General features: G+C 61.4%; 23 protein-coding genes. 14 read left to right on the top strand and 9 right to left on the bottom strand.

Features of this window, described 5'->3' with window-relative positions; genetic code table 11:
• From VGI36_20890 to lptC, 4 genes are all read left to right on the top strand, one after another.
• A partial coding sequence (locus VGI36_20890) for a hypothetical protein (GenBank protein HEY2487608.1) occupies positions 1-475 on the top strand: 475 nt, incomplete at its 5' end.
• A 16-nt stretch (positions 476-491) separates the two neighbouring features.
• Entirely contained in the window at positions 492-2,150 is a 1,659-nt protein-coding gene (locus VGI36_20895) for a CTP synthase (protein ID HEY2487609.1), read from the top strand.
• On the top strand, positions 2,147-2,968 hold the full coding sequence (gene kdsA, locus VGI36_20900; protein HEY2487610.1) for a 3-deoxy-8-phosphooctulonate synthase: 822 nt from the start codon (positions 2,147-2,149) through the stop codon (positions 2,966-2,968). The genes VGI36_20895 and kdsA overlap by 4 nt, the downstream gene beginning before the upstream one ends.
• Positions 2,969-3,195: 227 nt before the next feature.
• Positions 3,196-3,795, top strand: coding sequence for an LPS export ABC transporter periplasmic protein LptC (lptC, locus tag VGI36_20905; GenBank protein HEY2487611.1), 600 nt, complete (start codon positions 3,196-3,198; stop codon positions 3,793-3,795).
• A gap of 383 nt (positions 3,796-4,178) precedes the next feature.
• Here lptC and VGI36_20910 read toward each other — a convergent pair whose 3' ends face one another.
• Positions 4,179-4,499, bottom strand: coding sequence for a hypothetical protein (locus tag VGI36_20910; GenBank protein ID HEY2487612.1), 321 nt, complete (start codon positions 4,497-4,499; stop codon positions 4,179-4,181).
• Complete coding sequence (locus VGI36_20915; GenBank protein HEY2487613.1) at positions 4,492-4,872, bottom strand: hypothetical protein; 381 nt, start codon at positions 4,870-4,872, stop codon at positions 4,492-4,494. Before VGI36_20915 ends, VGI36_20910 begins: the two co-directional genes overlap by 8 nt.
• Positions 4,873-4,927: 55 nt before the next feature.
• Between VGI36_20915 and VGI36_20920 the strand changes: the two genes are divergently transcribed.
• The 5 genes from VGI36_20920 to rapZ are packed head-to-tail and all read left to right on the top strand — an operon-like array spanning position 4,928 to position 8,931.
• The gene (locus tag VGI36_20920; protein HEY2487614.1) at positions 4,928-5,485 is read left to right on the top strand and encodes an LptA/OstA family protein; all 558 of its coding nucleotides are present in this window, start codon (positions 4,928-4,930) and stop codon (positions 5,483-5,485) included.
• A 13-nt stretch (positions 5,486-5,498) separates the two neighbouring features.
• Positions 5,499-7,070: an RNA polymerase factor sigma-54 gene (rpoN, locus tag VGI36_20925; GenBank protein HEY2487615.1), complete on the top strand. Its 1,572-nt coding sequence runs from the start codon at positions 5,499-5,501 to the stop codon at positions 7,068-7,070.
• 27 nt (positions 7,071-7,097) lie between these two features.
• The gene (raiA, locus tag VGI36_20930; protein ID HEY2487616.1) at positions 7,098-7,517 is read left to right on the top strand and encodes a ribosome-associated translation inhibitor RaiA; all 420 of its coding nucleotides are present in this window, start codon (positions 7,098-7,100) and stop codon (positions 7,515-7,517) included.
• A 34-nt stretch (positions 7,518-7,551) separates the two neighbouring features.
• Positions 7,552-8,013, top strand: coding sequence for a PTS sugar transporter subunit IIA (locus VGI36_20935; GenBank protein HEY2487617.1), 462 nt, complete (start codon positions 7,552-7,554; stop codon positions 8,011-8,013).
• Between the two features lie 39 nt (positions 8,014-8,052).
• The gene (rapZ, locus tag VGI36_20940; GenBank protein ID HEY2487618.1) at positions 8,053-8,931 is read left to right on the top strand and encodes an RNase adapter RapZ; all 879 of its coding nucleotides are present in this window, start codon (positions 8,053-8,055) and stop codon (positions 8,929-8,931) included.
• A 50-nt stretch (positions 8,932-8,981) separates the two neighbouring features.
• Here rapZ and VGI36_20945 read toward each other — a convergent pair whose 3' ends face one another.
• Positions 8,982-9,764, bottom strand: coding sequence for an SDR family oxidoreductase (locus tag VGI36_20945; protein ID HEY2487619.1), 783 nt, complete (start codon positions 9,762-9,764; stop codon positions 8,982-8,984).
• A gap of 159 nt (positions 9,765-9,923) precedes the next feature.
• On the opposite strand from VGI36_20945, the gene VGI36_20950 reads away from it, so the two are divergent.
• The gene (locus VGI36_20950) at positions 9,924-10,652 is read left to right on the top strand and encodes a TVP38/TMEM64 family protein (GenBank protein HEY2487620.1); all 729 of its coding nucleotides are present in this window, start codon (positions 9,924-9,926) and stop codon (positions 10,650-10,652) included.
• Positions 10,653-10,737: 85 nt separating this feature from the next.
• Here VGI36_20950 and ahcY read toward each other — a convergent pair whose 3' ends face one another.
• The 4 genes from ahcY to VGI36_20970 form a co-directional block, all read right to left on the bottom strand.
• Positions 10,738-12,057 carry an adenosylhomocysteinase gene (gene ahcY, locus VGI36_20955; protein HEY2487621.1) on the bottom strand — a complete coding sequence of 440 codons (1,320 nt, stop codon included), beginning with the start codon at positions 12,055-12,057 and terminating at the stop codon, positions 10,738-10,740.
• Between the two features lie 60 nt (positions 12,058-12,117).
• Positions 12,118-13,287, bottom strand: coding sequence for a methionine adenosyltransferase (gene metK, locus VGI36_20960; GenBank protein HEY2487622.1), 1,170 nt, complete (start codon positions 13,285-13,287; stop codon positions 12,118-12,120).
• A 283-nt stretch (positions 13,288-13,570) separates the two neighbouring features.
• The gene (locus tag VGI36_20965; GenBank protein ID HEY2487623.1) at positions 13,571-13,903 is read right to left on the bottom strand and encodes an HPr family phosphocarrier protein; all 333 of its coding nucleotides are present in this window, start codon (positions 13,901-13,903) and stop codon (positions 13,571-13,573) included.
• 23 nt (positions 13,904-13,926) lie between these two features.
• On the bottom strand, positions 13,927-14,970 hold the full coding sequence (locus VGI36_20970; GenBank protein HEY2487624.1) for a bifunctional oligoribonuclease/PAP phosphatase NrnA: 1,044 nt from the start codon (positions 14,968-14,970) through the stop codon (positions 13,927-13,929).
• Between the two features lie 249 nt (positions 14,971-15,219).
• Between VGI36_20970 and VGI36_20975 the strand changes: the two genes are divergently transcribed.
• Positions 15,220-15,402: a hypothetical protein gene (locus VGI36_20975; protein HEY2487625.1), complete on the top strand. Its 183-nt coding sequence runs from the start codon at positions 15,220-15,222 to the stop codon at positions 15,400-15,402.
• A 6-nt stretch (positions 15,403-15,408) separates the two neighbouring features.
• Complete coding sequence (gene lysS, locus VGI36_20980; GenBank protein ID HEY2487626.1) at positions 15,409-17,022, top strand: lysine--tRNA ligase; 1,614 nt, start codon at positions 15,409-15,411, stop codon at positions 17,020-17,022.
• 83 nt (positions 17,023-17,105) lie between these two features.
• Here lysS and hemW read toward each other — a convergent pair whose 3' ends face one another.
• Positions 17,106-18,278 (bottom strand): radical SAM family heme chaperone HemW, encoded by a 1,173-nt coding sequence (gene hemW, locus VGI36_20985; GenBank protein ID HEY2487627.1) that lies wholly within the window; start codon positions 18,276-18,278, stop codon positions 17,106-17,108.
• A gap of 216 nt (positions 18,279-18,494) precedes the next feature.
• Between hemW and murJ the strand changes: the two genes are divergently transcribed.
• Positions 18,495-20,063 carry a murein biosynthesis integral membrane protein MurJ gene (gene murJ / locus VGI36_20990; GenBank protein ID HEY2487628.1) on the top strand — a complete coding sequence of 523 codons (1,569 nt, stop codon included), beginning with the start codon at positions 18,495-18,497 and terminating at the stop codon, positions 20,061-20,063.
• A 74-nt stretch (positions 20,064-20,137) separates the two neighbouring features.
• Here murJ and VGI36_20995 read toward each other — a convergent pair whose 3' ends face one another.
• A complete protein-coding gene (locus VGI36_20995; protein HEY2487629.1) occupies positions 20,138-21,625 on the bottom strand; it encodes a bifunctional heptose 7-phosphate kinase/heptose 1-phosphate adenyltransferase in 1,488 nt (495 codons plus the stop codon).
• Positions 21,626-21,881: 256 nt separating this feature from the next.
• Between VGI36_20995 and VGI36_21000 the strand changes: the two genes are divergently transcribed.
• Positions 21,882-22,493 (top strand): protease pro-enzyme activation domain-containing protein, encoded by a 612-nt coding sequence (locus tag VGI36_21000; protein HEY2487630.1) that lies wholly within the window; start codon positions 21,882-21,884, stop codon positions 22,491-22,493.
• Positions 22,494-23,224: the final 731 nt, after the last annotated feature.

Raw genomic sequence — 23,224 nt, forward strand, 5'->3', positions numbered from 1 at the left:
CGCCGAGGTTTACCTCAACGTGCAGGGTGATTTGCCGTTCCTCGATCCCGCCGACCTAGATGCGCTCGCGACCCCGATGCGAACCGATCCGTCGATCGCGATGGCGACCCTCGGTACGCCAATCGTGGATCAGCAGGAATGGACCAATCCGAACGTGGTGAAAGTTGTCCGCGGCGCGCAGGGCAACGCGCTGTATTTTTCGCGCGCCTCGATTCCCTATCCGCGCGACACCGAAGCAATCCCTGCGGTCGCGCTGCGTCACATCGGCGTATACGCCTATCGGCGCGAGTTCTTGCTCCGGTTTGCGGCCCTGCCTCAGGGGGTGCTGGAGCGAATCGAAAAACTCGAGCAACTCCGCGCGCTCGAAAATGGCTACGCAATCCGGGTGGTGCCTTCCGTGGCGCCATCGCTTGAGATAGATACTGCAGAGGACCTTGCCAGGGCCCGGGCTCAGGCGTCTTCGGCGCATAGGTAGGGGGGAAGAAGTCATCATGGTGGAGCGCGGGAAAACCAAATTCATTTTCGTAACGGGCGGGGTGGTCTCTTCGCTGGGGAAGGGACTGGCGGCGGCGTCGCTGGGTGCGCTCCTGGAAGCGCGCGGCCTCAAGGTCACGATGCTCAAGATGGACCCCTACATCAACGTCGACCCCGGAACGATGAGTCCGACTCAGCACGGCGAAGTGTTCGTCACCGACGACGGCGCAGAGACCGATCTCGACCTCGGCCACTATGAACGCTTCGTGCAGACCCGGATGAGCAGGCGCAACAACTGCACCACCGGACAGATCTACGACACGGTGATCCAGAAAGAACGACGCGGCGACTATCTGGGCGCAACCGTGCAGGTCATCCCGCATATCACCGATGAGATCAAACGGCGGATTCTGGCGGCGGCGGAAGGCGCCGATCTCTGCATCGTCGAGATTGGGGGTACGGTTGGCGATATCGAGAGCTTGCCGTTCCTCGAAGCGGTGCGGGAATTTCGCTGGGACTTGGGGCGCGAGAACGTCATCTACGTTCATCTGACCCTGGTGCCATTCATCAAGACCGCGGGCGAGGTAAAGACCAAACCCACCCAACACAGCGTGAAAGAACTGACCGGGTTGGGAATCCAGCCGGACCTGCTGATCTGCCGCTGCGACAAGCAGATCGACCAGAAAGTCAAAGCCAAGATCGCGCATTTTTGCAACGTCGAGGAGAATTGCGTCATTTCCGATCCCGATGCGGAAACCATTTACGCAATGCCGCTGCAGTTGTCCGAGGAAGGACTCGATCAACGCGTGGTCGAAAAACTCAACATCTGGACGGGGGCGCCCAACCTCAGCAAGTGGCGCCGCGTGGTGAAGGCCTCGCAGAGTCCCAGGGTCACCGTAAACATCGCGGTGGTCGGGAAATACGTCGACCTTGGCGATTCTTACAAGAGCCTGCACGAGGCAATCGCGCACGGGGGAATCGCCAACGAGGCCAAGGTCAACATCGATTACGTCGACGCCGAGGAACTGGAGAAACAGAACGTCGAGGAACGCCTGGGGCAGGCGCACGCGATTATCGTTCCCGGCGGCTTCGGCGCGCGCGGCACCGAGGGCAAGATGCGTGCGGTGCGTTTCGCGCGCGAAAACCAGGTGCCGATTCTCGGGATCTGCTTCGGCCTCCACATGATGGTGATCGAGGCCGCGCGCAATCTGCTCGGGATTAAGCGGGCCAACTCGAGAGAGATTGCGGAAGACACCCCGGACGCCGTGATCGATCTGATGGGTACCCAGAAGGAAGTGACCAAGAAGGGCGGTACCATGCGCCTGGGCGCGTACCCCTGCACCATCAAGCCCGGAACGCTGACCGCTTCGGTGTACCGGCGCACCAAGATCTCGGAGCGCCATCGTCATCGCTACGAGGTCAACAACGCCTACCTCGATCGGTTGGAAAAGGTCGGATTGGTAGCGACCGGAACGTGGCCGGACGGCAACCTGGTGGAGATCATGGAGCTCAAGGGGCATCCGTGGTTCATCGGCTGTCAGTTCCATCCGGAGCTGAAATCGCGTCCGCTCGACTGCCATCCGCTGTTTCGCGGCCTGGTGCGCGCCGCGATCGAGCGGCGTGCACGCGCCGGCAAAAAGCTCGCGACCGTCAGGGAGCTTAGAACCGCCTCGTGAAAGTTGCCGAAGTCAGCGCCGGCGAAGTGGTCTTTGGTGGCGCGAGCCTTGCGCTAGTTGCCGGCCCCTGCGTGATCGAGAGTGACGAATCGAGCATTCGCCACGCGGTCCAGCTCGCGGAGATAACCCGCAAGGCGGGATTTCCCTTTGTCTTCAAGAGTTCATTCGACAAAGCGAACCGCACCAGTCACCAATCATTTCGCGGTCCCGGGATGGACAAGGGCCTCGAGATTCTTGCCCGGGTCAAGCGCGAACTCGGTGTTCCGCTGCTCACCGATATTCACGAGGTGAGCCAGGCGAAACCGGTGGCGGAGGTGGTCGACATTCTGCAGGTCCCGGCGTTTCTGTCGCGCCAGACCGATTTGATTCAGGCGGCGGCCGCGACCGGACGGGTCGTGAATATCAAGAAAGGGCAGTTCCTGGCGCCCTGGGACATGAAGTCGGCAATCGCGAAGGTAGAGAGTGCTCGTAACCACAATATTTTGCTTACCGAGCGTGGTGTGAGTTTTGGGTACAATAACCTGGTCAGCGACTTCCGCGCTCTAGTGGTCATGCGCGGCTTCGGCTACCCGGTTATTTTCGATGCGACCCACTCGGTGCAACTACCCGGCGCCGCAGGCGAGCATTCGGGCGGCCAGCGAGAGTTCATTGCCCCGCTGGCGCGTGCGGCGGTGGCGGTAGGTGTGGACGGAATTTTCATGGAAGTCCACGAAGATCCCGACCACGCGCTGAGCGACGGCGTTAACTCGCTTCGGCTGGACGCACTAGCGGGTCTGCTGACCGACTTAAAGCGGCTTCACCAGGCAACTCGCGGATAAGTTTTCAAAGCGCGACCCTTGGCTTGCGAACTGCCCGTTCCTCGCGCCAGTGCTGCCTATCATCTCTGCCAGGGGACTGGAAAACACCGGTGTCAAAGCGGACCGATTTATCACCAGAACCGCCGCACGCGCGCCGCGTCAGGAAATGCCGACCTGGTAAGGCGTCCGACGACCCTTCGGTTTACTTGGAAAAATCCCCTTGATACCTTGATCGAACGGAGCGTGAAATGAGTCCGAGACGAATCGCCAGGGCGCTGGCGGGGTTCGGTGCAGTCGCGCTCCTGATACTTTTGGGCGTAACGGTATGGGTAGTTCGGCATCGGCACGACGCCCAGGCAATACAGAAAGTGGCCGGATTGGTTCCTGGTTCCCTGCTTCACGCCCATAATTTCCATTGGACCCAGATGAAAGGGGGCACGCCTCAATGGGTCTTGACCGCCTCCGATGCCGCCTATTCAGGTGACAAGTCCGCGCTGGTCCTGACTGATGCCGACGTGGCGATGACGTCAGACGATGGAAAACCAGTAAAAATAAAGGCACCACACGCGGTTCTTCACATGAACGGCAATCACGTGAACCGCGCCGATCTGAGTGGCGGCACGGTTATCAATTACGGCGATTTCACCGTGACGACCGAATCCGCCAGCTTCTTGCCCGACATCGATAAGGTGGAAGCGCCCGGGCAGGTGACCCTGGAAGGTGAAGGGGTCAAGGTAATCGGGATCGGACTCACGGGGAATTCCAAGACTCGCGTGTTCCAACTGAATCAACAGGTGAGCACCGAAATCACTCCCAAGAAGGACAGTGGCAAGGCCAACCAAAGCTGAGGCGCTGCTCTCGTCGCATCGATACTGGAGCATTTTGATCGCGGCGATGGTGACACTGGGTGTGGTGGTACCGTGCGCGGTGCGCGCGCAAGACCTAGCGCCATCAGGCAGTGCGGGAGCCTCGATTCGGTCAGGCCCGTCGGCAAGCCCGCCCGCACCCGAAGCCGGTTCGGTCGACGATTTCGACCAGGGCCCGGACTCCATTCACGTGTACGGCGGCCAACCTGGAGCGACAGCCAGTCCGGGAACCGATACCGGAGCGAGCGGAGCGGCGCCCGCCGAGGCCGCTCCGTCAGCAGAAGCGGCTTCGCTACCGCCGCCAGCAGCGCCTCCGGTCGCGAGTTCGCAGCCCGCGCCCTCAATTCCCGAGGAAACTCCGCCGGTCACCGCCACGGCACCTCCACCGGCTCCGCCGGTGGCAACTTTGCCACCGGCACCCTCGGTCCCGGCTGAAACTGCACCAGTCGCCGCAACAGCACCTCCGGCCTCGCTGCCACCCACGGCTCCTGAAGCCGCGTCTTCGCCCGCGGCGGAAGCTCCCCATCCATCAGAGGTCCGTGTGGAACCGACCACCAATCCGCTTCCGATGCCATCAGCGGAACCATCACCAGCGCCGGTCGCGAGTGGCGCGCCTCCCATTCCGATGGAATCGGGGGGAGCGCCCGCGGTGATTGCTTCGCCCGTTGCGGAATCGCCTCACCCATCAGAAGTCCGCGTGGAACCCACCACCAATTCGCTTCCGATGCCGTCGGCGCAATCATCACCGGCGCCGGTCGCGAGCAGTCCACCTCCTGTTCCGATGGAATCGGGAGCCGCCGCGACTGCTTCACCAGCAGCTCCGGTGGTTGCGGTAGCTCCAGTGGCCGCCGTTCCTCCCGTGGCGGCCGCGACGGCGGCTGCTGCGGCGGTGGTCGCCGTGCCAGCGCCCGAGACGAGTGCGGCTGCTTCGCGGTTGGTGCCAGCCGCCCCGGCATCTCCCGCGCCGGTGATGCCGGTGGCTGCCGCGGAAACGGCGACGCCTGCGGTGGCTCCGGTTGCGGCAGCACCCGAAAGATCCGCTCCCGTCGAGACCCGCAAGGCGTCATCCGGGAAAGATCGACCCAGGCCGCAGAGCGACAAAGAACCGACCACGATGGCATCCAATGAGCCCAACCAGGGAGCGTTCCCGGGAATGCAGTTTTCCAGCGGCAAGGAGCCCATCCACATTACCGGGAATTCGATGTCTTTCGACCAGAACAAAAGATCCGTGCTGTGGTCGGGGCGGGTTCACGTGAACAACGGAAACAGCCAGGTCACCAGCGACACTTTGCGCGTGAATTACGGACAGGACCTACATGACGTCCGAGAAATGATCGCCGACGGCAACGTGCGGATTAGTCAGGGCACGCGCTGGGCGACCGGCGATCATGCGATACTGGACCAGACCAAGCATACCGTGACCCTCACGGGCTCTCCCGTGGTGCATGATGGCGAGGATCAGATTGCGGGTACCAAGATTACGGTGCACCTCGACACCAATCAGAGCGACGTGGAGAACGCGCGCGCCGTGATCTTTCCCAAGGAATCCAAGCCCTCCGTTGATGGGGCAGCGACCTCGCGGGGCGTTTCCCCGGCCGTGCAAACACGTGAGCGGCCGCCGCAGGTGCCGCCCGCAATTCAGGGGAGCCCCACCGAAGACAATAACCCCTGAGGCGAAAGGTTAGATGCCGTTAGAGGTAAAACTCGGACAGGATTTGCGACTCCGCCAGCAGCTGGTGATGACACCCCAGTTGCAGCAGGCGATCAAGATTCTGCAACTTTCCCTGCCGGAACTAGAAACCGTCGTGCAAACGGAGCTCGAGCAGAATCCGATGCTCGAACCGCTCGACCAGAGCCCGGCGGAGGCCGCGCGCGAGGCTGAAGCTCCCGACGGAGACGGAGTGGTCGCCGCAGCGGAAGAGGAGCGGCTGGGGGCCGAGCCCGAGGCCACGCCGCCCGACGAGCCGGTCGATGATTGGGAACCCGGCGACGGTGCACCCGAGGGACCCCCCAAGACACTCGAGACCGAAGCTCACGACGCTGCCGTAGAACTGAAGGAACTGGACGGACTCGCCAAACTCGACTGGAACGATTACCTGGAGACCTACTCAAACAACTGGCAGGAAAGCGCACCGGCTGATTCCGAGGACGACCATCGCAGCGCACTCGAGAATACTTCGACCCGTCGTCGCACGCTGGAAGACTATCTTATGTGGCAGCTTGGGCTTACCAGCCTGAGCGAGGCGGACCAGAGAATCGCCGCAACCATCATTTACAACCTCAACGACGGCGGCTATCTCGAGACACCGCTGGACGAGTTGGCGCAGCAGCTGGAGACCACGGCGGGCGAGGTAGAGCGAGTGCTTAAGCGGGTACAGCGCTTCGACCCGCCCGGATGCGCGGCGCGCGATCTTCGCGAATGCCTGCTCCTGCAGCTCGAGAACCTGGGAATGGAGGGATCGCTCGCGGCGCGGATCGTTCGCGAGCGCTTAGACCTTCTGGAGAAACATCGTTACACCGAAATCTCCAAACAATTTGGCGTGAGCGTGGAGATGGTCGGACAGGCTCACAAGATAATCGCGATGTTGGAGCCCAAGCCGGGACGCGATTACGGCGGCGAAGAGCCCACTTACGTCGTGCCCGACGTCTACATTCATAAGATCGGCAACGACTACATCGTGACGCTCAATCGCGATGCGGTGCCACGTCTCAGGATCGCAGGCTACTACCAGCGCGTGATGAACGATAGCAACTCGGCGCCGGAGACCCGCGAATATTTGCAGGAGCGGCTGCGCTCGGCGAAATGGCTGGTGAAGTCCATCTACCAGCGCCAGCAGACGATCTTCAAAGTAGCCAATTCGATCGTCAAGTTTCAGCGGGCCTTCTTCGATCATGGCATCAGTCAGCTGAAGCCGCTGGTGCTCAAGGATGTGGCGGAAGACATCGGAATGCATGAATCCACCATCAGCCGGGCCACCGCCAACAAGTACGCGCATACCCCGCAGGGAATTTTCGAGCTGAAATTCTTCTTTACCTCCGGCGTCAAGGGGGCGAGCGGCGAAGATGTCAGCGCGGAGACCGTGAAGGAGCAAATTCGTGCGCTGGTGACGGCGGAGGAACCCCGCAACCCCCTGTCAGACCAGGCGATCGCGGAGCTGCTGCGAGCGAAGCAAATCAATATCGCGCGTCGGACCGTCGCCAAGTATCGCCAGGCGCTCGGAATCCTGCCGTCGGCCAATCGCAAACAGGTCGGATGAAGATTACCGGCCCAAAGGCGAAACCCAATGAAGAACAAGGTCGAAGGGAAGCGCAGAAAGGTGATGCGTAAGCAGCAGCGTGCGGCGCGCGGCCCGGTTGCCACCACGGTGACCGTCACTTTTCGCCACGTCGCTCCGAGCAGCGCCGTGCGTGGCTACGCGGAACGCAAATTCGCGCATCTGGGGAAGTTCCTCAAACGCGCATGTGAAGCCCACGTGATACTCTCGGTTGACAAATACCGCCAGCACGGCGAAGTTACTGTCAAATCGGGCCGATTGTCGGCGACTGCGGAGCAGGAGTCGAAGGATCTTTACTCGGTCATCGATCTGCTTGAGGATAAAATCGTCCGCCAGCTTACTCGGCATCTGGAGAAACTAGCGACCAACAAGGTGCGCACCCTTTCCGCCGGCGAGATTCTCAGCGAAGCAGAGGAGAGCGAGGCGTGAGGCGGCCACCGGCCCACTTGAAAAGCACCATCTGATGAAAATCACCGAAATCCTCGCTCCCGAAATGGTCCTCCCCGAGCTGAAGGGAAGCACCAAGGACCAAGTGCTCAAGGAACTCGCGCAGGGACTGGCGGCCAAATACCCAGGCATCAAGCTCGAGGACTTGATCGCCGTACTGAGCGAGCGCGAGCGGCTCGGCTCGACCGCGATTGGCGACGGGATCGCGATCCCGCACGGCAAGCTGCGCGGGGCCAACAAGATCATCGGCGCTTTCGGACGTCATCGCGAGGGCGTGGATTTCGAATCGCTGGACGGCAATCCGACCCATATTTTCTTCGTCCTGGTCGCGCCCGAGGATTCTGCCAGCCTGCACCTGAAAGCGCTTGCGCGAGTTTCCCGGCTGCTCAAGGACGACGCTTTCCGGGCGCGCCTGATCGAGGCCGCCGATTCAGCCGAAATCTACCGGCTCATCAAGGAAGAGGACAACAAGTATTGAGCGCCTAGTACCGCCTGCCGCGCTCCGCGGGAAATGCCGATGGCTCCGGCTTTGAACAGCTCCCGGCTCATCATCGTGACGGGAGTGTCCGGCTCGGGCCGCGCCTCGGCGCTGCGCGTGCTCGAAGACCTGAGCTTCTACTGTGTCGACAACCTGCCGGTCGGACTGGCGTTGGAGGTCGTGCGCCTCACCGAGGGCCGCGACCCGGCACTGTCCGGTGTCGCGCTGGGCATCGACCCGCGCGAGCGCATGTTCTTTCCGCAGTGGCCGCGGATTTTTGCAGATCTCGAGCGCAACGGCATATACCCGGAAGTAATCTTCCTGGATGCAGCTGATGAAGTGCTGGCGCGACGCTATTCCGAAACCCGCCGCCCGCACCCGATGGCCGAGGGCGGCCTGACGGTGGCCGAGGGAATTCACAGCGAACGCATCGCGCTCGCCGAACTGCGCGACCGCGCCAATCGCATCATTGATACCACGACCCTGACGATTCACGAATTGCGCGAGGTGGTTACCGCCGCGGTTTTAAGCGCGGCGACCGGCTCGCGAATGGCGATTTCGATCGCATCGTTCGGATACAAATACGGCGTTCCGGTCGGGATGGATATCATCCTCGACGTGCGCTTCCTGCCCAATCCGTTTTTCGTGGCGGAGCTCAAGCACCTGGATGGACACGACATCCGGGTGCACGAGTTCGTCATGGCGGAGCCGGAGGCGCGCCGCTTTCTCGATGAAGTGGTGGGGCTCCTCCAATTTCTGCTGCCGCTCTACCAACGCGAGGGCAAAAGCTACCTGATGGTAGGCCTCGGCTGTACCGGGGGACGGCATCGCTCGCCGGTGCTGGCGCGAGAACTCGCCGAGCGGCTGCTCAAGCTTGGTTTCGAGTCCACGGTCCGCGATCACCACATCAAGAAATAGCGGCCGAGCAGGAATCCGCGCACCGGGTGTGCGCGGAACGGGCGTGGAATTCAGCTCATGATGGAGCCGGCGTCCACGTTGATGGTCTGGCCGGTCAGCCCTGCCGATGCATCGCTGACCAGGAACAGTGCTACGCGAGCGCATTCCTCCTCGCTCGCCATCCGGTTGAGCGCCGACTGCGAGAGGAACTGCGCACGAATTTGCTCGTAGGGGACCTTCATTGCCTGGGCGCGCGCGTGCATCACGCGTTCGATACGATCGCCCGCGATCGGCCCCGGGCAGATGCAGTTGCAGCGGATTCCGTGCGCGCCCCATTCACCGGCGATGGTTTGGGTAAGCCCGAGCATCGCCCACTTCGATGCGGCGTACGGCGAGCGCATCGGGTAGCCGCGGCGTCCCGCTCCCGACGAAATGTTCAGGATGTGACCGGAGCGTTGCTTATCCATGGTCGGGAGCACGGCGCGCGCTGCGAGCCACGCGCCGGTCAGGTTGATATCGATAGTTTCCTGCCATTCCGCCAGCGACATATCCGGAATGCGCTTGGTCGGACCGGCGATGCCCGCGTTGTTGACGAGAATATCGATGCGGCCGAACGCCTTGAGCGTCAACTCCGCCATCCCCGCGCAGTCGGCTTCCTTCGACACGTCGGTTCGAGCAAAGGTGCTCGTGGCACCGAGCTGGTTTAAAGCGTCGACGGTCTCCTTGAGCGGCTTCTCGGTGCGGGCCGCGACGACCACCTTAGCTCCGGCGCGTCCATAGGAGAGGGCGATTTCCCTGCCGATGCCGTAACCGCCGCCGGTGACGATAGCAACCTTGTCCTTCAACTCGTTCATCCGCGGAGACTCCATTAAACTGCGCTCGCTAGGCGCCTAATCATCGAAACTGTAATAGCATAGCCCGCCGGCCACAAACCTAGGTTAATTTTCACCTGAGCGGCGTTGTCCAGCTTGTCTCGTTGAGCCGCCCGCCCGTATCATGATTGAGTCGTTCCGATGGCAGCCGCACCTACCTTGAAAGAATCCCGCGAGAATCCCGCCGGTGGAAGTGGGCTGTGGTTGAACGTTCTCAAGGTCGTGGTCGTGGCGATCATCGCCGGGGGCTCGCTGTGGCTGCTGCTGGCGCACACCGAATGGTTCGAGGATCCGAAGCAGGTCAAACTCGAGGTCCTGGCGTGGGGCGCGTGGGGGCCACTGGTTTACATGATGCTCTACGCGGTCGGTCCTTCGTTCCTGGTGCCGGGCGCGGTGATGACGATCGCGGGCGGACTTGCCTTCGGTACGCTGTGGGGATCGGTCTATTCGCTGATTGGTGCCAATGTCGGGGCGGTAGTCGCGTTCGGAGCGGGACGTTTTCTCGGACGGGGATTCGTCGAGAACGTGGTGGGGAAACGATTTGACGCGATGCTCGAACGAATCGCCCGACACGGCTTTCACATCATCCTGTACCTTCGTATGGTCCCGGTGATTCCGTACAATGCGCTCAATCTGATCGCCGGCGCCTCGCGCATAGGTTTTCGCGACTACCTGTGGGCCAGCGTGATCGGGATGATTCCGGGGACCATCCTGTTCGCGTTTCTGGGCGATGCGCTGTGGCATCCGCTCTCACCACGCTTCTTTCTTGCGCTGCTGCTAATCGCCACTTCGGTGGGATGCGGCGAGTTGTGGCGACGGCGGTCAGCCGTGAAGATCGAAGTCTCAGAGACTAAGGAATCCATTGCCTGATGGGCAGTGAGCTTCGCGGCTGCTCGGAAGCCAGCGGAGTTTCCCCCCTTCTCTCTGCCCGTGTCAGCTGCGGATTTCCGATCTTCTACGTGCCGCTCTCCCAGCTTTCCAGGTACTTCTTCTGTTCGGCGGTCAACGTATCGATCTTGATGCCCATGGAGGCCAACTTGACCCCGGCGACTTCGTCTTCGATCTCGATCGGCACGTCATGGACCTTGATCGCGAGCGCGTCGCTCTTGGCGGCCCACTCCGATGCCAGCGCCTGCGTTGCGAAGCTCATATCCATCACTTGTGCTGGATGCCCCTCGGCGCACGCCAGGTTCACCAGCCGGCCCTGTCCAAGCACGTAGACCACGCGCCCGCTCGGGAGATGGTAGGCATCAACGTTCTTGGTAATCTCGTGCTCGATTTTTTTGGCGGTGTCGTTCAGGTAGGCCATATCGATTTCCACGTCGAAGTGGCCGGAATTGCACAGCACTGCCCCGTCCTTCATCAGGCTGAAATGCTGTGAGGTCAGCACGTGTTTGTCGCCCGTGGCGGTGATGAAGATATCGCCAAGCTTAGCTGCTTCGGCCATCTTCATGACGCGCAGCCCGTCCATCGCCGCTTCAAGCGCGCGTACCGGATCAACCTCGGTGACGATTACGTCGGCCCCCAGTCCGCGCGCGCGCGTGGCGATCCCTCTGCCGCACCAGCCATAGCCACCAACTACCACCACCGATCCCGCGATCAGGAGCCCGCTGGCGCGGATGATGCCGTCGAGGGTTGATTGGCCGGTGCCGTAGCGATTGTCGAACATGTGCTTGGTCTGCGCGTCGTTGACCGCGACGACCGGGATGCGTAGGGCGCGGTCCTTTTCCATCGCACGCAGCCGGATAACCCCGGTGGTAGTCTCCTCCATGCTCGCACGGACTTCCGGGGCGCGATCCTTGTATTCGGTGTGCAGCAGGCTCACCAGGTCGGCACCGTCATCCATCGTGATGGTCGGCCGACGCTCGAGTACCGCACGCAGGTGACTGTAGTAGGTGTCGCGATCCTCGTTGTGAATGGCGTAGGTCGGAATGTCGTATTCCTTCACCAGCGCCGCGGCAACATCGTCCTGGGTCGAGAGCGGGTTCGACGCACAGCAGAATACCTCCGCGCCGCCGGCCCTGAGCGCGCGCAGCAGGTTGGCGGTTTCGCAGGTGATGTGCAGGCACGCGCCGAGGCGCTGGCCCTTGAGCGGCAGCTCCTTGAAAAAACGCTCGCGGATACGGCGCAGAACCGGCATCTGGCGCTCGGCCCATTCGATTCGCTTGAAGCCTGCAGCCGCCAAACCGAGATCGTGGACGTCATATTCCTGAACGGCGTGCGCGCTGGGGCGGGCCTTGGACACGAGTTTTCTTTTGGTTGCAGTCGATGGCATTGGGGTCGGTTCTCCAGAGTTTACTGCTGACGTGGGCTGAAGCTGCGCGCGGGCGTACGTCTAGAAAGCGCTGCGCAGCTTTTCTTTCATGTCGGTGCGCTCCCACGGAAACCACCCGTCGTGGGCCGTGCGACCGAAATGTCCATAGGCGGCGGTCTTCTGGTAGATGGGCCGTTTCAGGTCAAGCTTTCGGATAATTCCGGCGGGGCGAAAGTCAAAGAGCTCGCGCAGCTGAGACGAAAGTTTCGCGTCTGGCACGACACCGGTGTCGAAAGTATCGACCAGAAGCGAGACCGGCTCGGCGACGCCGATTGCGTACGCGACCTGGATCTCGCACTTCTTGGCCAGGCCGGCGGCGACCACGTTCTTGGCGACATAGCGCGCCATGTAGCACGCCGAGCGATCGACCTTGCTCGGGTCCTTGCCCGAGAAAGCGCCGCCGCCGTGGCGTCCGTAACCGCCGTAAGTGTCGACGATGATTTTGCGCCCGGTCAGACCACAATCACCGTGCGGTCCGCCGATTTCGAAACGGCCGGTCGGGTTTACGTGGTAGACCGTCGAGCGGGTCAGATATTTAGCGGGAATGGTGTTCTTGATGAGTTCCTCGATCATGCACTCGCGGATGGTTTCCTGCCTCACTTCGGGAGTGTGCTGGGTGGAGATTACAACCGCGGTGATTTCGGCCGGCTTGCCATCCGCGTAACGTACCGTAACCTGGCTCTTGGAGTCGGGGCGCAGCCAATCAACTTTTTTCTGCTTGCGCATGCTGGCCAGATTTTCCATCAGCCGATGCGCCATCGCGATCGGCAGCGGCATCAGCTCCTCGGTCTCATCGCAGGCAAAACCAAACATCAGCCCCTGGTCGCCGGCGCCCTGTTCCTTGTGAAGTCCTTGGCCCTCGGTGACCCCTTGCGAGATATCGGCGGACTGCGGTTCGATCGCGGTCAGCACCGCGCAGGTGTGTCCGTCGAACCCGCTGGCCGCGCAGTCGTAACCGATCTCAAGCGCGACCCCCCGCGCCAGTTTCACGAAGTCGGGTCGTGCCGTGCTGGTGATTTCTCCCGCCAGCACGATAAGCCCGGTTTTGGCCAGCGACTCGAGCGCGACGCGCGACCCCGGATCCTCTCTCAGCAGCGCATCGACAACGGCATCGGAAATCTGGTCGCACATCTTGTCGGGGTGACCTTCCGAGACTGACTCCGAAGTAAAAAGGAAGTCCTTAAGCGGCATGCGCGATCGCTCCTTGCAACGGCACAACAGAAACCCGCGGATTTCGCAGATGCGCGACGGTCAGAACGAAAAACCCTGTGAAATCTGGCAATTCTGCGGATTCTAGTCTGAGTTTGGTTGCCGATCTAATAACCGACCGGTCAGGTGGAATCAAGGCGCGATGCCGTTAACCTCGTGCGGGCGACTGAAGTCCCGAGGTGCCGACCGAGCTTCGACCCAACCATCCTCTCAAGACAATGAGCGGTGTTTTTCTCGAAACAATGAGCAATCTCTCTTAAGAACCTCACTCTTCGCCAAAACGCTCTTCGAATAGCGTCTCGACTGTCTTGAGCGCATCGCGAGCATCTTCACCCTCTGCGCGAATTTTCACCTTCACGCCCTTCTCGGCACCAAGCATCATCAGGCCGGTTATACTTTTGGCACTGACCTGATTCTTGCCACGCGCGATCGTGATCTTGGAAGAAAAGCGGCCGGCGGCCTGCGCCAGCGTCGATGCGGCACGGAGATGGAGCCCCAGTCGATTTTTGACCTCTGCCGTCGCCTCCACAACGCTCACGGCGTATACGATACGGGCTACGAGGACGCGGGTAAACTGATCGGAGAAATTAAACCCCAACGAGCGGTATCGTAAGGGAGCGCTTATCCGCCGTTGCGCGAGGCGACGCGCGACTCGTGGCGCTTGCGCTCGCCGGAAATTTCAGCGAGGACCAGCTCACGCAGACGTTCTTCGACGAACCGGTCGCGCGTGCTGCCTTCACGCCTGCGCCACGCAGTCTGCTTGATTACCGCCTTCGCCATGTTGCGATGGCCACCGGCGCTGCCGATGTCGGCAAACAGGTTTTTGACTACCTCGCCGGCGTTGTCGCCGCTCATGCCGTAGTTGCGGACCGCGATCACCAGGTTGCTACCCAGCTTTCCTGCCACCGCAACCCATTCCACGCCCTCGAACTGAAGGCAGAAGTCCGCGACCTGCACGATGATGTCGTCGCGCGCGACCTGGCCCAGGTTCAGCACCGCTAGTCCGTCGACGACTTCTATTCGCGCCAGGGCGCGCGAGAGAATTCTGGCGAATTCGGCTGGTAGTTCGGGACGCTCGATCTGCTTGAGCATGTTGTAGTTCGCGATCGGATAGAGCGTCACGAAAGCCTGCAAATCGTCGTCGGTCACGCGTCGCGAGAGCGCCAGCGTATCGCTGCGGATTCCGTAGAGCAGCGCAGTCGCGAGGCGTTCGCTGATGCGCTCGTCGGCGCAAATCAAGTACTCGGTCATGATCGTGGAGGTGGCTCCATACTTGGTGCGGACATCCACAAACGGCGCGTCACTCGACTCGTAGTTCGGATGGTGGTCGATAACGATGTGGGCGCGCGTCAGCTTGTCGCCGAAGAACGGCGGCTGCACATCGACCATCGCAATCTTGTCATACTCGTCCAGTTCCGCGGTCTCGGCCGGCTCGATATCGATCTCGAGCAGATGGACCATGGTGCGGTTTTCCGGACGGGTGACCGGCTTGAAGCTGAACAACGGAGTGGTGAGCTTGTTGCGGCCGAGCAGCGTCCGCAGAGCCATCGCGCTGGCCATCGCGTCGGGATCCGGATCGTCCTGCAATACGATCGCGACCCGATCACCCTCATCGACCAGGGCGCGGAGTTCCTTGAGTTTCTGTTTGGTATATGCCTGATCCATTCAGCGTGGGTGAAACGTTGCCGTTGAGGTCGCGCGGGTCACCGCGCTGAGCTCACGGCTTAACGACACGCAAAGCTCGCGGGCCAGTGCGGGGTGACTTGGATGAATGATAGCGCCCGGGTCGGGCTCCATGCGACTGGGGAGTTACCACAGCATCCTGCCGCGAAGCAATGATGTAGAATAGTTGCCGGAATGGAACATCAGAATTCTTCATCGCCACCGGAAAAATGTGTACTGTGCCGCAGGCCAGTGGGCGACTGGCTTTTGCGCATCAGCGTCGAGGATGCGGCGGGTTTTTCCCAGCGGGCCTTTATCTGCGCGAATTGCGCGGTTAAGCTTCGTCTTGCCTCCGCCAAGAATCGCGATCTGCAAATCGATCCCTGGATTCATGATGCGGTCGCGCGGGTACTGCGCGGGGAGGGTGAGGAATAACCGGGCATGCCGCCAGGCGCACAACCACTCCACCAAATGCCGACCAGCAGCGATGCGTGGCCACACGAGGAAGCGCGGCGGCTTCAGGAGCGCATTCGCGACTATCCTCCGGAGCGTCCGGTCATCTTCGAGAGTGGCTTCGGGCCGTCGGGCCTGCCCCACCTCGGTACCATGTGCGAGGTGTTACGCCCGGCGTACGTGCGCCAGGCGTTTGCGATGATCGAGCCGGCGCGGGCATCGCGTCTCATCGTATTCATCGACGACATGGATGGACTCCGCAAGGTGCCCGAGAATGTTCCACGGCGCGAGGAGCTGGGACAATGTTTAGGGGTCCCGGTCTCGCGTATTCCCGATCCGTTCGGATGCTGCGCCAGCTTCGCCGATCACATGATTGGCCTACTGGGCGAGTTCCTGGCGCCGGTGGAAGTAGAGTACGAGCTGCGGCGTTCGGCCGAGATGTATCGAAACGGCGAATTCGACGAAGGTCTCAAGCGCATCCTGGCCAGACATGACGAGATAGTCGCGATCGTCACGCCCACGCTGCGCGAGGAGAATCGTCCCGGCTGGTCCCCGCTAATGCCGCTGTGCCCCAAGTGCGGAAAAATGATCGAACGCACGGTGACCGCCTATCATCCGGACCGCGGCACCATCGAGTTCACCTGCGAACGGAGCGCGGCCGAGACCGCAGGCTGCGGATGGAGCGGCGAGCAGACCGTCTTCGGGGGCCGCGCCAAGGCGCAATGGAAGGTCGATTGGGCGCTACGCTGGTTCACGCTGGCGGTCGACTACGAGCTCTACGGCAAGGACCTGACCGATTCGGCGCGGCTCTCCGCGGCGATTCTCCGCGTGCTGGGCGGCCGCGCGCCGCTCGGATTTCCCTTTGAGATGTTCCTTGACGACGAGGGACACAAGGTCTCCAAGTCGATCGGTCGTGGCGTAACCGTCGAGCAATGGGAACGCTACGCGCCCATCGAGGTCCTCAAGTTTTTTCTCCTGACCAATCCGCGGCGCGCCCGCAAACTGTTCCTTGCGACTATTCCGCAATACGTCGATGAATACCTCGACGCGCTCCGGGAATACGCCGCGGCTCCCAACCAAGAGGCGCGTCAGAACTCGCCGCTGGTGTTCGTGCTGCAGGACCGCAGCCCGCGCCGCTTCGACTCGCAGCTGACGTTCGCGATGATCATGAATCTGGTGCCCGCGGTCGGGGCCGTGGAGCGCGACTACCTCTGGGAATATCTCAAGCGCTATGACCCCGCGATCGAGAATGATGCGGACACCAAGGCACTGGCGCTTACGCTGATACAATCGGCGGAGAATTTTTATCAGGACTTCATCGAGCCGACCAAGAAGCCCCACATTCCGAACGCGGCCGAGCGCCCGCAGCTGGCAGCAATTGCGGACTGGCTGCGCGCCAACACCGCGGCCAGTGCCGAAGAAATTGAAAAAAAGATCTACGACTTCGGCCGCCAGTACTACGACAAGCCCGGTAAGGTTTTCCCCTTGCTCTACCGGACGATCCTCGCGCAGGAACGCGGCCCGCGGTTGGGCGCATTCATCCGCCTGGCGACGCCGGCTCAGGTAGCTCAGTTGCTCGATAGCGCGATGCAACGTGCTTAGCCGCAGTACGTCATTTCCACCGACACAAATTCAGCTCGGCCGGCAGGACTTTCGAGTTCCCGGTGGGTGCCGTGGCGGAGAACTTATACGAATTCAGCGAAGACTGAATCGGCGAGTTCCAGCCCGCGATCGCTCAGAAAGATGCGCTCGGCGCTCCGCAGCAACAAACCACCTTCCACCAATCGCGCGGCGCGGGCTCCAAAGATATCGTCAAAGCGTCGTCCCAGGCGCGCAGCAAACTCCTGCTCCGCGAACCCCTCGCGCAGGCGCAGATTCAGAAACACGAATTCGCTTGCGCCGGTCATCTGATCGATTTCTTCGCCGCCGGATTGTGCACCGCCGTCCCGCTGCACCCGTTCGATATAGCGCCCCGGGTTACGCTCATTCCACCAGCGTCGGCCGTAGGCGTTGGGTCCTGCACCCGAGTCTGACGACCCCAGCGCAAAACTATGCGCGCCGGCGCCGATGCCGAGGTAAGTCTGCCCGCGCCAGTAGGTCAGGTTGTGTCGGGCTTCGTGGCCGGGGCACGCATAGTTAGAAATTTCATACATCGCGTAGCCGCGTCGGGGCAGTTCCGTGCGCACCTCGGCGTACATCGCGGCCTGCTCGTCGTTGGCCAGTGGCTTGATTCGCCCGCGCTTGAGGTCGGTGAAGAACCCGGTGCCTTCCTCGAAAGTCAGGTTGTACGCAGAGATATGATCGGGTCCGAGCGCAGCGGCCTCCTCGATGTCGGTGTGCACGCTTTCCAGCGTCTGCCCCGGCACCGCAAAAATCAGGTCGAGGTTGAGGCGATCGAAATTCACCCGCTGGGCCATGGCGACGGCTTGGCGCGTCTGGTCGGCGTCGTGAATCCGGCCGAGAAATTTCAGGGTCTCGTTGTTGAACGATTGGGCGCCGAGGCTTAGGCGATTGATTCCGGCCGCACGCAGCCCGGCGAGTTTTGCTTCGCTCAACGTGCCGGGGTTCGCCTCCAGGGTTATTTCCGCATCGCGCTCAATCGGGAAGCGCCGATTGGCTGCCTCGAGAATTGCGCCGATCGACTCCGGAGCGAACAGTGACGGTGTGCCACCCCCGAAGAAGACCGTGCGCAGGGACTCGCCCGCAAACGGAGACTCGTTGCGTCGACGTTCCATCTCCAGGATCAGCGCCCGCGAGTAATCGGCCTCCGGCCAGGTCGCTGCCGCGTAGGAGTTGAAGTCGCAGTAAGGGCACTTCGCCTGGCAGTAGGGAATATGCACGTAGAGAGAAAAGCTCATTATCTCACCCGCCTGGGCTTTCGGCGTGCGGGAAGTAGAGCAAGAGGCTAGAGCCTGTGCCAGTCTCCTGCAACTGGGGTCCGAATCCCGGAAGTGTTGCGAGTGGTTGGCAACGGCTGCACGGGGTGGCCTCGCGCCGCTATACTTCAGGGAGCGTTGGCTGAGAGCCTTACAAAACCGGTCGCGGCGGAGTCCTTAAACGGTCCAGACACTACTTTGCGGCCGCCCGGCAGTGCTGCCGGGATTGTCGCATCGGGAATTTTCCTCAGTCGCCTTTCCGGATTCGTGCGCCAGAGCGTGCTCGCGCACTACTTCGGTACCTCGGCGGTGGCGGATGCGCTCACCGCCGGTCTGCGCATTCCGAATATCCTCCAGAACCTGCTGGGTGAAGGCGTTCTGTCCGCATCGTTCATCCCGGTTTACAGCAAGATGCTCGGCGAAGGCGACGAAGATGCAGACCTGCTCGCGTGGGCGGTTGGAGCGGTACTCGCGCTCACGACCTCGATCCTGGTCGCGCTGGGGGTCGCGTTCGCGCCTTACCTGATCAACCTGATCGCGCCCGGGTTCGCGGCCGAGAAGCGCGAGTTGACCATCGCGATCGTGCGCATCGTATTTCCCGGCACCGGGATCCTGGTGATGTCGGCATGGTGCCTGGGCGTCCTGAACAGCCATCATCGCTTTTTCGCCTCCTATATCGCGCCGGTGTTTTGGAATCTCGTGATTATTGCAACCATGCTGTGGTTTGGGCCGCGGCGCGCTCAGGATGCGCTCGCGATCGATGTGGCTTGGGGATCGGTGGCTGGCGCCGCCGTACAGTTCGGGGTGCAGGTTCCGCAAGTACTGGCGTTGATGCGTCGACTCCGACTCAGTTTCGGGCGGGTAAGCGAAGCGCTGTGGACGGTGTTCCGCAACATGTTCGCGGTGGTCGGCACCAAGGGCGTCGCGCAAATCAGCGCCTATGTTGACCAGCTGCTGGCGAGCCTGTTGCCGACCGGCGCGGTAGCCGCTATCAACTTCGCGCAGATCTTCTACATGCTGCCAGTCAGCCTGTTCGGGTCGTCGGTCGCGGCATCGGAGCTGCCGACGATGTCGCGTGCCTCGGGCACGGTCGAGGAAATCGGCGTGGCTTTGCGGCCGCGTCTCAACGCCGGACTTCGCCAGATCGCATTCTTAATAGTTCCCTCGGCTGCCGGGTTCATTTTGCTCGGCGACGTGATCGCGGCGTTTGTCTATCAATCGGGGCATTTCTCGCACGCGGATGCGGTTTATCTGTGGGCGGTGCTCGCGGGCGCGGGAGTCGGGCTGCTCGCGACCACGATGGTGCAGCTTTACAACGCCGCATTCTACTCGCTGCTCGACGCGCGCACGCCGTTTCGCTTTGCGGTGGTACGCGTCTCGCTTACCCTCGTTCTCGGCTACGGGTGTGCCATCCTGCTTCCTCCGCTGCTGGGCATCCCACCGCGCTGGGGCGTTGCCGGTCTCACCGCATCGGCGGGGGTGTCGGGTTGGATTGAGTTCGTGCTCTGCAGATGGCGGATGAATCAGCGAATCGGGCCAACCGGGCTCAATCGCGCGCTGGTGACGAAGCTTTGGTCGATAGCGATCGTCGCGGGCCTGATCGGATTTGCGCTCAAGCGTGAAACCGCCGGACTCGGGCCGCGGCCTCAAGGCCTAATCGTGTTGCCAATCTATGGTGCGCTTTACCTGGCCATGGCGAAAATGTTGCGGCTGCCCGAATTCGACGCCTTTGTCGCGATGGTACGGCGCCGGTTCGGTGGACGATAGGAAGCCCAAGACGCGAGGTGGGCGAAGATTTTCCGCTTTCCCAACGCTTCAAGGGTCGGTGTGTCGGTGGCTGGTCATTTTTGTTTCATTCGATCGATGGTCCCGGTTGTGCTGTGGCCTTGTAGCAGCGGCGCGAGGATCACGCGGCCACCGCGTGCTTCGACGAACTCTTGTCCATCGACGGTCTGGCCTTTCCAGTCCTCGCCTTTGACCAGGACATCGGGACGCACCGCGCGGATGGCTTTTTCCGCGCGGGTGTCATCAAAGACCACCACGTAGCTGACACACTCAAGCGCGGCCAGGATACGGGCTCGGTCAGAGGCCGGATAAATCGGCCGATCTTTGCCTTTGAGGGCTTTCACGGAGCGGTCGCTGTTGAGGCCTACGACCAGGCAGTCCGCCTGTGCGCGCGCGAAACTCAGAATCTGGATATGGCCCGCGTGCAGCAGGTCGAAACACCCATTGGTGAATGATACCCGGTGGCCGGCACGGCGCTCGCGATCGAGCGCGACCCTTAATTCCTCCAGCGAAAGAATCTTGCGCTCGTGGCCATTGCCCGGTCTGAGTGCCCGCGCGAGGTCCTCGCGCGTGATAACTTCGGTGCCGATACGGGTCACTTCGATACTGGCAGCGACGTTGGCAATTCGCGCCGCCGACGAAAAACCGAGCCCGGCGATGGCAAACAGGCCGAATACGGTCAGCACCACGTCGCCCGCTCCCGTGACGTCGTACACATCGCGCGGAATGGTCGGTATGTAGGTATCGGCTCCCCCGCGCTCCGCCAGATACATCCCGTCGCGATCGAGCGTAATCAGGCAGGCGTCAAGATTATGTTCGCCCACCATCAGCTCCGCCGCGCGCCGCCACGCGTCCCGGTCGGTGAGCTTCATGCCCGTGGCCAGCTCGGTCTCATAACGGTTGGGCGCGATTGCGGTTGCCCCGCGATAGATGGAGAAGTCGTCGGTCAGGCGCGGATCGATTACCACCGGGATCTTCCGCCGGCGTGCGCCATCGATGGTCGCGCGCAGCAAGCTTGCTGTCAGGAGGCCCTTGTTGATGTCGCTAATGAGCACGCCGTCCGCGCGCGGGAGTTCGGCTGCCACCCGCGCGATAAGCTGGCGTTCGCGCGCGGAACGCAGCGCGGAAGCATCCTCCTCGTCGACCCGAAGAAGCTGCTGGGTACCGCGATGCGCCGCCTGCACCGAACCCAGCATCCGCTCCTTTACGATGGTGCCGCGATCGGGATCTTCAATCAGCGAGCGCGTGCGAACCCCCATGCCTCCAAGAATCTCGCGGAGCATCAGCCCTCCGCGATCGCGTCCCACGAGACTGACTATCGAGGCCTCGGCACCAAGCGCGCGCAGATTAGCAGCGACAAAACCAGCGTTGCCGGGTTTTTCCTCGCGCCGCTCGACCCGGAGTACTGGAATGGGAGCTTCCGGCGAGATGCGCGCGACGTCGCCCCACAGGTAGCGGTCCAGGATTACCTCGCCGATGACCAACACGCGCAGGGGGCGAAGGTTCGGCAGCTCCAGTCGGCCTGAGGCAGAGGTTCGGGGCACTTTGGTTCGTGAGCGAGGCATGGTTTGTGGATGATACGGGATAGTCGTCGGACGCTTAAAGCATCTTCGGACGGTCGGGACAAAAACTTGACGGCCAAGATCGATGGATTCCAGCCCTTGCCGATAGGGTCGGGGGCTGTCATCCGACCCTTGTCGAGTAGTTCAGCTAAAGAGAGAAAAGGGAAAGTTAATAGAATTTAGCTCAAGCCGACTTATTTTCTGGAAGTTTTGGGACTTCGAGCGAAGGGAGAATGGGGTGAGAGCAGATCAGCTCGTCATCTGCGCCATTACGGTCGTTTTGGGCGTGATTGCCGGCTTTGCGCAAACGGACGCTCAAACGGTCCCGTTGCGCGGTACGGTTTCTCCGCAGGCTCTCAAGCTCCCGACCTATGGCGACCTACCCGCAACGCAGACCCTCCCTCTGCAAATCTGGTTCAAGTCCCGTAATCAGGAACAACTCAACGCCCTGCTTGCTTCCCAGCAGGACTCCAGGTCGCCGCAGTATCATAAGTGGCTGACCCCACAGGAATACGCGAGCCGCTTCGAGGTCACGCAACCCGAATTCGACCAGGTGTCCAACTGGCTTAGGAGCGAAGGGTTTCAGGTGACCGGCGGTTCGCCGCTGGATGGGTACATCAAATTCAGTGGCAGCACATTGACCATCAGTCGCGCATTCGGCACCTCAGTGTCGAAGTTCTCCCCCGACGGTTCTAGGTTTGGAATCCTAAAAGAGCCCCGGATACCAAGTCAGTACGAGAACCTGGTGGGCAATATCACGGGCCTCGACAACTTGCATGCGGCGAAGGCGCTGTCGACTTCTAATCTGGCTCACCCGGTCACTCGCCCGGATTCTCGGCCTCAGAAGTAGCCCGTGGTCGTCCTCTACAGGTTGCGTTGGTCTGAGCTTACCACTAAAGGCAAATAAACAGCTGATGCTAGAATTTGGTTCGGGCCTTTAGACGGCACCCTTGAAACCGCTCTGACCGATTCGCGGAGATAGGGCCGCCAACTGATTCCAATCCAGCAATCAATACCAGGTCGCTGAAAAATGGCCGACGAGCATGAGAGTGGGTGTCTTTGCGGAGCCGTACGTTACCGAGTCACAGATGAACCTTATTTGGCTGCGGTCTGCCATTGTACTAATTGCCAAAAAATCAGCGGTAGTGCACTTCGGATTGCGTTGTATTTTGATGAATCGGCAGTTCAGATAAAAAGTGGGGCGCTTAAAACTTACGAATTTCGCTCGGACGAGAGTAACCGCTGGCTGAAGACCGAGTTCTGCTCGACTTGCGGGACGACTGTCTCCTGGACAGCGGAAGCCTTCCCCGGCTCCCGGGGAATTTCCGGAGGAACATTCGATAGTCCCAACTGGATCAAGCCTGCGATGCATACTTGGACACGCTCGGCGGTCCATTGGATGGCCTTTCCCGCTGACGTTCCTGTCTTCGAAACCGGGCCTCAAATCGATGTGGCCGCCTTTGCAGCTGAAAATTTTCCGCCCCACGAGCATGGTGAAAACTGTCCAGAATGCGCTCTCGCCGACCTATCTCGTTTGCCGGTGTGTTGTGCACAACGAGACCTCCACGTTCTGGTGCCTGC

The sequence above is a fragment of the Candidatus Binataceae bacterium genome (assembly GCA_036495685.1).
Lineage (GTDB): Bacteria > Desulfobacterota > Binatia > Binatales > Binataceae > JAFAHS01.

Coding starts and splice junctions, on each gene's coding strand:
- VGI36_20945 (HEY2487619.1), bottom strand. CDS start 9,764: ATGAACGAGTTGAAGGACAAGGTTGCTATCGTCACCGGCGGCGGTTAC.
- metK (HEY2487622.1), bottom strand. CDS start 13,287: ATGCCGCTTAAGGACTTCCTTTTTACTTCGGAGTCAGTCTCGGAAGGT.
- VGI36_20895 (HEY2487609.1), top strand. CDS start 492: ATGGTGGAGCGCGGGAAAACCAAATTCATTTTCGTAACGGGCGGGGTG.
- lysS (HEY2487626.1), top strand. CDS start 15,409: ATGCCGCCAGGCGCACAACCACTCCACCAAATGCCGACCAGCAGCGAT.
- rpoN (HEY2487615.1), top strand. CDS start 5,499: ATGCCGTTAGAGGTAAAACTCGGACAGGATTTGCGACTCCGCCAGCAG.
- VGI36_20920 (HEY2487614.1), top strand. CDS start 4,928: ATGGCATCCAATGAGCCCAACCAGGGAGCGTTCCCGGGAATGCAGTTT.
- VGI36_20970 (HEY2487624.1), bottom strand. CDS start 14,970: ATGGATCAGGCATATACCAAACAGAAACTCAAGGAACTCCGCGCCCTG.
- ahcY (HEY2487621.1), bottom strand. CDS start 12,057: ATGCCATCGACTGCAACCAAAAGAAAACTCGTGTCCAAGGCCCGCCCC.
- VGI36_20950 (HEY2487620.1), top strand. CDS start 9,924: ATGGCAGCCGCACCTACCTTGAAAGAATCCCGCGAGAATCCCGCCGGT.
- VGI36_20935 (HEY2487617.1), top strand. CDS start 7,552: ATGAAAATCACCGAAATCCTCGCTCCCGAAATGGTCCTCCCCGAGCTG.
- rapZ (HEY2487618.1), top strand. CDS start 8,053: ATGGCTCCGGCTTTGAACAGCTCCCGGCTCATCATCGTGACGGGAGTG.
- lptC (HEY2487611.1), top strand. CDS start 3,196: ATGAGTCCGAGACGAATCGCCAGGGCGCTGGCGGGGTTCGGTGCAGTC.
- hemW (HEY2487627.1), bottom strand. CDS start 18,278: ATGAGCTTTTCTCTCTACGTGCATATTCCCTACTGCCAGGCGAAGTGC.
- raiA (HEY2487616.1), top strand. CDS start 7,098: ATGAAGAACAAGGTCGAAGGGAAGCGCAGAAAGGTGATGCGTAAGCAG.
- VGI36_20910 (HEY2487612.1), bottom strand. CDS start 4,499: ATGGGTGAGGCGATTCCGCAACGGGCGAAGCAATCACCGCGGGCGCTC.